The sequence below is a fragment of the Micromonospora sp. AMSO31t genome (genome assembly GCF_008868175.1).
Taxonomy (GTDB): Bacteria; Actinomycetota; Actinomycetes; order Mycobacteriales; family Micromonosporaceae; genus Micromonospora.
In genome coordinates this window covers 1-10,302 of sequence record NZ_WBKT01000199.1, presented here as the reverse complement: position 1 = coordinate 10,302, position 10,302 = coordinate 1, and the positions used below count along the sequence as shown (strand labels likewise).

General features: G+C 71.1%; 12 protein-coding genes. 4 read left to right on the top strand and 8 right to left on the bottom strand.

All coding sequences use genetic code 11. The annotated features are described in order from the left end of the window. The first annotated feature begins 277 nt into the window (after positions 1-277). On the top strand, positions 278-841 hold the full coding sequence (locus F8274_RS27855) for a sugar MFS transporter (protein WP_370518282.1): 564 nt from the start codon (positions 278-280) through the stop codon (positions 839-841). Positions 842-907: 66 nt separating this feature from the next. Here F8274_RS27855 and F8274_RS27850 read toward each other — a convergent pair whose 3' ends face one another. From F8274_RS27850 to F8274_RS27825, 6 genes are all read right to left on the bottom strand, one after another. Further along, positions 908-1,561: an O-methyltransferase gene (locus F8274_RS27850; protein ID WP_151465335.1), complete on the bottom strand. Its 654-nt coding sequence runs from the start codon at positions 1,559-1,561 to the stop codon at positions 908-910. A gap of 9 nt (positions 1,562-1,570) precedes the next feature. Then, positions 1,571-2,227, bottom strand: coding sequence for a nucleoside triphosphate pyrophosphatase (locus F8274_RS27845; RefSeq protein ID WP_151465334.1), 657 nt, complete (start codon positions 2,225-2,227; stop codon positions 1,571-1,573). A 10-nt stretch (positions 2,228-2,237) separates the two neighbouring features. Continuing rightward, positions 2,238-3,350 carry a S8 family serine peptidase gene (locus F8274_RS27840; protein ID WP_370518281.1) on the bottom strand — a complete coding sequence of 371 codons (1,113 nt, stop codon included), beginning with the start codon at positions 3,348-3,350 and terminating at the stop codon, positions 2,238-2,240. A 2-nt stretch (positions 3,351-3,352) separates the two neighbouring features. Further along, positions 3,353-4,723: a hypothetical protein gene (locus F8274_RS31450; protein ID WP_192580021.1), complete on the bottom strand. Its 1,371-nt coding sequence runs from the start codon at positions 4,721-4,723 to the stop codon at positions 3,353-3,355. Beyond that, positions 4,720-5,172 carry a hypothetical protein gene (locus tag F8274_RS27830; RefSeq protein ID WP_151465332.1) on the bottom strand — a complete coding sequence of 151 codons (453 nt, stop codon included), beginning with the start codon at positions 5,170-5,172 and terminating at the stop codon, positions 4,720-4,722. The genes F8274_RS31450 and F8274_RS27830 overlap by 4 nt, the downstream gene beginning before the upstream one ends. 99 nt (positions 5,173-5,271) lie before the next feature. After that, on the bottom strand, positions 5,272-5,484 hold the full coding sequence (locus tag F8274_RS27825; protein ID WP_151465331.1) for an acyl-CoA carboxylase subunit epsilon: 213 nt from the start codon (positions 5,482-5,484) through the stop codon (positions 5,272-5,274). Between the two features lie 91 nt (positions 5,485-5,575). On the opposite strand from F8274_RS27825, the gene F8274_RS27820 reads away from it, so the two are divergent. Together F8274_RS27820 and F8274_RS27815 are read left to right on the top strand one after the other, a co-directional pair. Then, the gene (locus F8274_RS27820) at positions 5,576-7,567 is read left to right on the top strand and encodes a serine/threonine-protein kinase (RefSeq protein WP_151465330.1); all 1,992 of its coding nucleotides are present in this window, start codon (positions 5,576-5,578) and stop codon (positions 7,565-7,567) included. Positions 7,568-7,655: 88 nt separating this feature from the next. After that, positions 7,656-7,886, top strand: coding sequence for a hypothetical protein (locus tag F8274_RS27815; protein WP_151465329.1), 231 nt, complete (start codon positions 7,656-7,658; stop codon positions 7,884-7,886). A 96-nt stretch (positions 7,887-7,982) separates the two neighbouring features. Here F8274_RS27815 and F8274_RS27810 read toward each other — a convergent pair whose 3' ends face one another. After that, positions 7,983-8,735, bottom strand: coding sequence for a GH25 family lysozyme (locus F8274_RS27810; RefSeq protein ID WP_151465328.1), 753 nt, complete (start codon positions 8,733-8,735; stop codon positions 7,983-7,985). Between the two features lie 125 nt (positions 8,736-8,860). Continuing rightward, on the bottom strand, positions 8,861-9,421 hold the full coding sequence (locus tag F8274_RS27805; RefSeq protein WP_151465327.1) for a Uma2 family endonuclease: 561 nt from the start codon (positions 9,419-9,421) through the stop codon (positions 8,861-8,863). A gap of 100 nt (positions 9,422-9,521) precedes the next feature. Between F8274_RS27805 and F8274_RS27800 the strand changes: the two genes are divergently transcribed. Further along, positions 9,522-10,265, top strand: a complete 744-nt coding sequence (locus tag F8274_RS27800; protein WP_151465326.1) for a M50 family metallopeptidase — start codon at positions 9,522-9,524, stop codon at positions 10,263-10,265. The last annotated feature ends 37 nt before the right edge of the window (positions 10,266-10,302 follow it).

Sequence of the window (10,302 nt, the reverse complement as noted above, 5' to 3'; positions counted from 1 at the left end):
ACGACCGGACCGAACCCGTAGAGGAAGAAGCCCCACAGGCCCAGCTGGGCGTAGGTCAGCCAGGTCGTCCGGTCACGGGTGAGGCGGGGCACCGGCCTTACGGTACTTGCGGCCGGCCGCCACCCCGTCCACCCCGCCGCCCGCTCCCGCCGCGCGCCCGATCTTGGACACTTACCGTTCGCCGCGAACGGAAACTGTCCACGATCCCGCTCGTAGGACGCCTGAGCGCGCCGTTTCGGGGCGGCTGCCGCGGGCCTACTGGATCGCGTGGGTGCTCATGTCGGTCACCGGGTCGATCGAGGTCTGCCTGTCGCTCTGGACCGCGGACGTGCTCCGTACCCACGCCGGCCTCGGCGCCGGCGGAGCGTCGGCGGCCGTCGCGGCGATCGTCTGCGGCATGTTCGCCGGCCGCCTGGCCGGTGGCCGGCTCGCGCTGCGCTGGCCGCCGGTGCCGCTGCTGCTCGCCGCGCTGGGCGTCTCCCTGGCCGGGTTCGCGCTGTTCTGGTCCGCCCCGGTGGGCTGGCTGGCCGTGACCGGCCTGGTCGTGCTCGGGCTGGGCAACGCCCTGCACTACCCCCTGGCGATCTCCATCGCCCTCGCCGCCGCCGGACCGGCCGCGGACAAGGCGGCCGGCTGGGCGTCGTACTCGATGGGGGTGGGCTTCGGGATCGCGCCGGTCGCGCTCGGCTGGGTGGCCGACGGCGTCGGCCCGCACCTCGCCTTCCTGCTCCTGCCCGGCTTCATCGCCGCGGCCATGCTGCTCACCGTGCGCCTCGGCCGCGTCCTGCGCGTGCCCTCACCCGCCGACGACCGCACCCCGCTCCCCGCCGCGACCTCTTGATCGACTCCAGCTCGGCGACGTGGCGGTGTCCGAGCCTGCTGGACACCGCCACGTCGGCGTGCTGGTTCAGAGCACCCGGGCCAGGGTCACGCCGTCGGCGATGGGGAGCATGACGACCTCGACGCGGACGTCGGCGAGGATCTCGTCGTTGAAGGCGGCGATCGCCCGGTCGTCGGCGTTCTGCGGGGCGAGCACCCGCCCGCCGCGCAGCGTGTTGTCCACCGCGATCACCGCACCCGGACGCATCCGGGGCACCAGTTCGTCCCAGTAGACCGGGTAGCCGACCTTGTCGGCGTCGATGAACGCGAAGTCCAGGTAGCGCTCCTGCGGCAACTCCCGGAGGGTGTCCCGGGCCGGGCCGATCCGCAGCTCGATCCGATCCTGCACGCCCGCGCGGGCCCAGTACCGCCGGGCCACGCCGGTGTACTCCTCGGAGATGTCGAAGCAGGTCAGGCGACCGCCCTCGGCGAGGCCCCGGGCGATGGCCAGCGAGGACAGCCCGGTGAACGTGCCCACCTCCACCGCCTGCCGGACACCGAGCAGCCGGGTCAGGAAGGTCAGGAACGCGGCCTGCTCCGGCGCGACCTGCATGTCCGCCTGGGCGGGAAGGGCGGCGCGGGTCTCCTCGGCCAGCTCCCGAACGATCTCGTCGGGGGCGGATCCGTGCGCCACGAGGTACGCGTGGAGTTCCGGGGTCAGCGGCAACGGCTTCGTGCTCATGATCGGACGTTAGCCGAGATGTTCGATTTCCTGGCCCCCCGGCGCGACCTTCGTCCACAGGTCGGTGATGTTCAGGCCCAACTCGGCGAGGAGACCGCGCAGCAGCGGCAGGGAAAGCCCCACCACCGTGCCCGGGTCACCCTCGATGCCGGTCAGGAACGCCCCACCCAGCCCGTCGATGGTGAACGCCCCGGCCACGGCCAGCGGCTCACCCGTCGCCACGTACGCGGCGACCTCCGCATCGCTGATGTCGGCGAAGTGCACAGTGGTCGAGGCGACCCCCTCCGCGCGCGCCTCGTGCACCGCGTCGAGCAGGCAGTGGCCCGTGTGCAGCACCCCGCTGCGCCCGCGCATCCGCTGCCACCGCCGGGTAGCGTCCGCCGCATCCGCCGGCTTGCCCAGAATCTCCCCGTCGAACGCCAGCACCGAGTCGCAGCCAAGCACCAGCGTCCGCTCGTCCGCGTCGGGGCGCAGCCGGCCCCGTACCGCCTGCGCCTTCAGCCGGGCCAGCTCCAGGCACAGATCCTCGGCGCGGTCGCTGACCACCTGCGACTCGTCGACGCCGCTGACCAGCACGTCGGGCTCGATCCCGGCGGCCTGGAGCAGCTTGCGGCGGGCGGGACTCTGCGAGGCGAGCACGAGGCGCAGCGGCACGGAGGTCGACATCCCACCGACGCTACCGGCTGATCCGCGGCGGCGGGTCGTCACCACGTCGGCGGCGGCGCCAGACCAGGTAACCACCGCCGGCCGCCAGCAGCACGCCCAGCGTCACCAGGCCGCGTGCGGTGGAGTTGCCGTCGTTCTCCTCCTCGGCCGCGGTCGCCGGCGGCGCGGTGATCGACGGCGTTTCGAAACCGAGTGGGGGGATGTCGGCGGTGAGGGCGGCGACCAGGTCGATGACGCCGTAGCCGTACTCGTCGTCGCGGCCGGGTGGACCCTTGTCGATCGCGGTGGCAGTCAGGCGGTGAGCAACCTCTTGCGCGGGGAGGTTGGGAAACTTGGAACGGATCAGTGCAGCGGCACCAGCCACGATGGCAGTGGCGTCGGAGGTACCGGTGCCGACGCGATAACCGCCGTTGATTCCGGTGCTGTAGATCTCCACCGCCGGCGCTACCACGTCGATCTGCGGCCCGGTGACGGAAATCGCTGCATGGTTTCCGTGGCTGTCGACACCCCCGACAGCAATGACGCCCGGCTCGCTGGCGGGATAGCCAACGAGCGATGACCTCGTCGTGTTGCCTGCCCCGGCCACAACGACGATGTCTGCCTGAATCGCTTCCTTGACAGCCTGTTGGAGCCGTGTTCCTGCCCCGCCAGCGGCCGAGATGCTGATCACGTCTACGTGGCGGGACACTGCGTACTCGACGGCTTCCGCCAGTGCCTCCGAATCACCATCCTGATGGGGTGGGGATGCGTAGATTGGCAATATCTTGGCTCTGGGGGCGACGCCGATAGCCCCCTCCCTGTCGCCATGGCCGTGAGCGGCGATCAACCCAGCCATCCCAGTCCCATGCCCGTCTTCGTCGCGTCGGCCATCGCCTACGCCACCTGGAATGACATCGACTCCAGCAAGAACGTTGTTGCGTAAGTCAGGGTGGGGATCAACTCCGCTGTCCGGTACGGCAACTACAACCCCGTCTCCCTCATTCACGGCATGCGCTGCGCCTATTCGCAGGTACCCGACGTGCCATTGAGGACCTCTACTAGGGTCGGCCTCAGATCGGCTGGGCGCGACGAGAGTTATTGCCGCGAGCGCAACCATGGCAATAGAGACGCGCGGCCACGTCAGGTTCACCTGTCAAATCCGATTGCAGGGCCTGGATCAATTGGCCCCTCTTCCTCCGGCGCCCGGACAATGGGAGTCACCCCTTCGTCAGTCTTCCAAGGGTTATGTGGGTCCCAGTCGCGTCCTTTGATCTCGTCGTCAGACCTCCGCCCAGGTCGACCGGACGGGGGGAGCGAGTTGGTTCCGGATGTAGCAGGACTGCCGCCGATGGGGTGCAGCCCACCCATGTTGCCGTGTTGGGAGTATCGACCTGTACCTGGTCGGGAGCCTGCAGCGCCGGCTGGAGCCGTGCCGGCTGCGCCGCCACCAATCACGCCGCCGACGGGGTTAACTCGACGAGGTGAAGCTCCACTGGACGGCTGGCTTAATCCTGAGTAGGGACCGCCGATTAGGCCGCCCGACGGCACCGACCGCGAGGGTGGAGTAGGCGGTGTAAACCGCTCGCCTCCGCTGCCGCGAGCGACTTCGCCACGACGAAATCCTGGCGTAGGAAATGACGCCGCTCCTCCGGCTACTGGAGGCGGCGGTCCGGTGACACCGGTCGTCGGCGGAATGTTTGCAGATGTGGACGGAGTAGGCGTGACGGTCAGGGGCGGCGCTGATGCCAGGCCAGCGCCCGTTCCACCCAAGATCGGGCCGACACCGGATGCTTGAGGCATCGCTGTTGGCGCTGCGGTGGCACTCGGTCTAGTGATAGAAGATGGCTTTTGGATAGACACCGGCACAGGAACGATTGGCGGAATCAGAGGTGCGCTGCCATCGACGCCTGAGGTCTGGATATTTTCGTCCACCTTCGGAACTGGCCTGGGTGGGGGTTGGCGGAGCATGACTTGGGCTTGTTGGAGTTCGCCGCTCAGCCCCGTCATCAGCCCGCGCGCCCGCACGTTCAGCTGCTCAAGGTCCGCGTCCGTCACCGGGGGCTTCTCCGGTAGCCGGCTCCCCGCCACGGCCTTCGGGTCGGCGAGCACCGCCTCGTACGCCTGCTTCTGTCGCACCTTCTCCGCGTACTCGTCGAAGAGCGGCTTGAGCTCGGCGCGGGTGCTGCCGATGGCGCGGGTGGCGGCGGCGAGCGCGTCGTAGTTCGCGGCGGCGGCGTCGTGGGTGCGCTGCACCTGGTCGATGAGCTGGTCGAGTTCGCCGAGGTACGCGCGCGCGGCGGCGTTGGTTTCCGGCGGCCACGCCTCGGCGAGCCCGCGCCGGTATTCGCGCAACCGGCTGACGTGGGCCAGGGCGAGGTCGCAGACCTTGCGCCAGCCGGCGACCTGCTTCCACTGGCCGGTGGTGTCCTGGTCCTGGAGGCACGCCCACATGCTGAGCACGTCCATGAGGCGCCAGTCGGTGAGCCCGGAGGTGCGCCCGCTGCCCCGGTCGATCACGGCAGGACCACCCGGCCCTGGTCGGTTGCCGTGGGATCGGTCAGCGGCGGCACCGGGCGGGCGGTCGTCGCGGACGGGGTGGCCAACGCGCGTTCCACGTCGGTGACGCGGGCCGACGAGAAGGCGTCGGAGTCGCCGTAGGTTGTCGCGATGTGGCCGGCGGCGCCGGCGAGCCGGCCGGTGGCCGGGGCCAGGTCCCAGACCATGGTGACGGCGGCCTTCTGGGTCTCGTGGTGGGCCTGGAGGAACCGGACCAGCTCGATGAACGCGTCGGCCGGGTTGGGGACCGGGGCCTTCATGTCGTCGGCGATGTATGACAGGTGGGGCGCGTAGTTGCGGGTGACCTCGTCCTGGAGGCGGTCGGCGAACTCGCGCATCCGTCGGATGTCGGCTTCGATGCCGCCGTAGTCACGCAGCCAGCCGGCCGGCTGGTTGTCCTCCGGGATCATCGACCCTCCCTGCCCGTCACCGCACGGTTTCCCTGAGTGAGGTTAATCGCTCGGCGCGGATCCCGGCAGTCCTGATGCGGGGGTGCGTACCCGGGAAGGTCAGCGGGGGAGGCCGGAGGCGCGCCACGCGCCGGGGCCGGCGGCCGGCGTCGCGCCGGCCGGGCGCGCGCTGCGCGCCCACTGCGACACCGGGGCCGGTGCGGGGGCCGCGGCCGGTCGGGTCCGCACCACGATCGCGCCGACCAGGGCGGCCAGTTCCTCGGCGGTGGGCACGCCGCGGACGATCCGGAACAGCGGCTCTTCGGCAGACATGCCGACAGGGTACGCGTCCAGAACTTGACCTTCACCGCACAGTGGCGTGCCGCCGGTGTACGAGTCCGGGCTGCCGGGTACGGTTTCCGGGATGTCTAGCGCGCTTCCCCAACTCGTCGCCGACCGGTACCGGCTCATCTCGCCGCTCGGCCAGGGCGGCATGGGTCGGGTGTGGAAGGCGCGCGACGAGGTACTGCACCGCGACGTGGCGATCAAGGAACTCGTCCCGCCGCCCAGCCTCACCCCGGAGGAGCGCCGCGAGATGCGGGAACGCTCGTTGCGGGAGGCCCGGGCCATCGCCCGGCTCAACAACGTCAACGTGGTCCGCATCTTCGACGTGCTGCGCACCGACGGCGATCCGTGGATCGTCATGGAATACGTGCCGTCGAAGTCGTTGCAGGACACCATCGCCGAGGACGGCCCGGTGTCGGCGGCGAAGGCCGTCGAGATCGGTCTGGGGGTGCTGGGCGCGCTGAAGGCCGCGCACAAGGCCGGCATCATGCACCGCGACGTGAAGCCGGGCAACGTGCTGCTCGGCGACGACGGGCGCGTGGTGCTCACCGACTTCGGCCTGGCCACCATCCCGGGCGACCCGAACGTCACCCGCACCGGCATGGTGCTGGGCTCGCCCGCGTACATCGCGCCGGAGCGGGCCAAGGACGGCACGGCGGGCCCGGAGGCCGACCTGTGGTCGCTGGGCGCCACGCTCTACGCGGCCGTGGAGGGCAAGTCGCCGTACGCCCGGCCGTCGGCGATCGCCACCCTCGCCGCGCTCGCGACCGAGCCGCTGCCGCCGCCGAAGAACGCCGGGCCGCTGAAGCCGGTGCTCCAGGGCCTGCTGCGCAAGGACCCGGAGGAGCGGATCACCGCCGAGATCGCGGAGCGCATGCTGCGCAAGGCCGCGGGGCGGCGGGCCAAGGGCATCTCGCTGCTGGACGGCGTACGCCGGCCGGGGCCGAACGGTCCCCGCGGGCCGCGCCCGCCGCTGGTGCCGGCGCCGCGTCCAGCCGACGAGCAGGCCGAGCGGCCGGCGCCGCCGGCGCCGCGCAAGCCCGACGAGGGTACGTCCGCGGCTGCTGTCGCCGGTGCCGCGGCGGTCGCCGACGCCACGGCGAAGGTGCCGGCCGGCTCCGACGCCGCGCCGACCGCCAAGGTGGCCCCGCCGGTCGCCGAGGCGACCACCAAGCTCGACGCCCCGCCGGCAGTCGACGTGACCCGGGTGGACGGTGCCGATCCGGCGCTCGATGAGACGCGGCTGGACGGCGAACCGGTGGTGGCGCCGCCGGCTCCGCCGAAGAACCCGACCTCCGTGCTGGCCGAGCCGGTCAGCCCGGCGCCGTCGGCGGGTCGGGCGGTGGTGGTCCCGGGCACGAAGCCGGAGCGCAACCGGCGCAACCTGCTGATCGGCGCGCTGGTCCTGGTGCTGCTGGTCGGTCTGGCGGTGGCCGTGCCGCTGCTCAACCGCGGTGATGATGACAGGGACGGCGGTGGCCAGCAGGCCGCCGCCACCTCCCCGGCGGCGGCTCCGCCCGGGCCGGGGAACAGCGCCGCGCCGACCTCGGCCGCGCCGAGCAGCGCCGCGCCCAGTCCCACCCCGTCCGCGACTCCCTCGGCGTCGGCGTCCGCCGGCACCCTGCCCGCCGGTTGGCACTACTACAAGGGCTCGAACGGCTTCCAGGTTCCGGTCCCCAACGGCTGGCAGGCCCGGCCCGGCAACCGGCAGGTCGTGCTCTACGAGGTCGGCGAGGCGCGCCGCGTGCTCTTCATCCAGTGGACCGACTCGCCCAAGAAGGACGCGTACGCGGACTGGCAGGCCCAGGAGTCGAGCCGCCGGAACTACGTCGACAACTACAAGCTGGTCGGGATCACCCGCTGCGACGGCTACTACCGCACGTGCGCCGACTGGGACTGGTTGGAGACACGCAACGGCGGCACCCGCTTCCACGTGCGCAACCGGGGCGTGGCCACGGCCAGCAACCGGGGCTACGCCCTGCGCTGGGAGGTCCCGGCGAACGCCTGGGAGGCCAACCTGGCCGGCTGGGAGATCATCACCAAGGGCTTCAAGCCCGACCGGTCGAACTGATCCGGTAATCCCGCCGTTGCGAAACTGACTCGCATGGCCTTCCGTGCTCGGGGGTATGGAGACCCTCGACGACGGAAGGAGGTACGACATGGGTTACCGACGCAAGGACACCGGTCCCCGGCTGGCGCTGTGGATGCTGGTCGCCCTCGGGGACGTGGTCCTGCTGCTGATCAGCGCCGGTCTCTCGGCGCCGGTCGCGGTGCTCGGTGTCGTCGCCCTCACCGTTGCGGGGGTGGCGACGTGGCGGCTGGCCCGCCGGACCACCCTGGCCGGGCGGGGCGCGGTTGCCGTGCCGGTCGGCTCGCGACGCAGGGTGTGACCCGGGCGGTCAGAACGGCAGTGGCGGCAGCCGGACCAGCTATCGACCTCGGTCGTAGCCGATCCCGCTGCCGCCGACTGGCGACCGTCAGGCTGGTCAGGTGTTGTTGGCCAGGGCGATCAGCCGGGTCCGGTCGCCGTTCCAGTAGTTGCGGTCGACGTTGCCGCTGATCCCGGAGACGGCGCCGGTGCTGGTGTACTGCCAGAAGCTCCAGAACGGGGCGCCGGCCGGCAGGGCGCCCACCGTGCTGGACCACCGGGCGACCCACAGCGGGTGGTTGGCCCACGGCGCGGTCCAGCTGCCGGTGCACTGGTTCCACCAGCTGGTGGTGGTGTAGATGACGGCGTACCGGCCGGTGCGGGACCGGTAGGTGTTGAGGAAGTCCTGGACCCAGTTGCGCATGCCGGTCGTGGTCAGGCCGTAGCAGTAGCCGCCCGCGTACGGGTTGCCCTCCAGGTCGAGGGCGGCGGGCAGCGTGCGGCTGTCGGCGGACCAGGCGCCGCCGTTGGAGGCCAGGTAGTTGGCCTGGGTCGAGCCGGCGGAGATGTTCGGCCGGGCGAAGTGGTACGCCCCGCGGATGACCCCGGCGTTGTAGGCGTTGACGTAGTTCGCGTTGAAGTTCGGGTCCTTGTAGCTCGTGCCCTCGGTGGCCTTGATGAAGGCGAACTGGATCCCGGCGTTCCGCACGCTGGTCCAGTTGATGCTGCCCTGGTAGCGCGACACGTCGATGCCGGGGGTGGTGGCCGCGGCGGCCGGTCCGGCGGTCGCGAACAGGGCCGCCGCCGCGGTGGCGGCGACGGTCAGGCCGGCGGCGAGCAGCCGGCGCACGGAGAGTCTGGTACGTGCCATCGATGCCTCCAGGGACGTCCAATGATTGACGCCTATCTTTGGAGGTAAGCGCCCTAGATCGCAAGAGGACTTAAAGAATTTTTCATAGACGATCGTCGTCGCTTCGGCGGCCCGGGCGGGAAGGTTCAGCGAAGGGAATCGGGGTCGATCGACCAGCGGAAGGGCTGGGTGAGGGTCAGCGTCTCACCCGCTTTGGCGACCCGGTCCTCGACGTAGTGCGCGCCGTCCAACCGGTGAAGCCGCAGTGAGTGGCTCTCACCGTCCTGTTCCACCAGCAGGTACCACGGGATCCGGGCGATCGCGTAGAGCTGCATCTTGAGCAGCCGGTCGGCGGCGGCGTTGCCTGGCGACACGATCTCTCCGACGAGGAACACCCGGTCCGCGTCGAGAAACGTTCCTTCGTCGTCGGCGTCCGTGACGACGAGGTCCGGGATGACGACCCGGTCTACCCCGAGACGGACGTTGATCGCGTCGTAGACCGAGAGCCCTTCCGGCTCCGCTGCCGCCTCGATGCTGTTGGCCAGTCGTCGCGTCACCCGCTGGTGCCGTCGGCTCGGTGCAGGGCTCACGATCAGGCTCCCGTCGAGCAGTTCGATCCGGTCCGGCGTCTCGCCCAGGGCGAGGTAGTCGGCCTCGGTCCAGAGGCCAACGTGCCGTGCGAAGGGCTCCAGCGGAGCGGCACTCACCGGCGTTCACCTCCCGACCCGATCGCCACCCGATCAGTCTCACAGCTTACGAGGCTGCATCGGTCGAACGACACAGCTCGGGCCGGTAGGCTCCCCGCCCATGCCCCTGATCGACGGCCTGACCACCCTCTGGGACAAGCTGCTCGGCGCCCAGCCGGACCCGCCGCCGCTGCTGGTGCTGCTCACCGCCGTCGTCGCGGTGGTGGTGGTCGCTACCCGGTTGCCCTGGCGGATCGCGCGCAACGCCGTGACCATCGCCCACGAGGGTGGCCACGCGCTCGTGGCCCTGCTGACCGGCCGGAAGCTGCGCGGCATCCGGCTGCACTCGGACACCTCGGGCCTCACCCTCTCCGCCGGCCGCCCCTCCGGCCCGGGAATGATCCTCACCCTGCTCGCCGGATACGTGGCCCCGTCGCTGATCGGTCTCGCCGGGGCGTGGCTGCTCGCCGGCAACCGGATCACCCTGCTGCTCTGGGTGGCGGTGGTGCTGCTGCTGGCCATGCTCGTGATGATCCGCAACGTCTTCGGTGTGCTGTCGCTGCTGGTCACCGGCGGCGTGGTGCTGGCCGTCTCCTGGTACGCCTCGCCGCAGGTGCAGGCGGCGTTCGCCTGGACGTCGGTCTGGTTCCTGCTCTTCGGCGGCGTCCGCCCGGTGATCGAGCTGCAACGGCTGCGCAGCCGGGGGCGGATGCCCGAGTCCGACGCGGACCAGCTCGCCCGGCTCACCCCGTTCCCGCCACTGTTCTGGGTGACCGTGTTCCTGCTGGTCAGCCTGGCCGCGCTGGGCGCCGGCGCGCTGCTGCTCGCCGGCCCGATCCTCACCGACGCCGGCCTGACCGTCTGAGCCGCACCTCGCCCGCCTTCCCGATGTGGAGTGGATC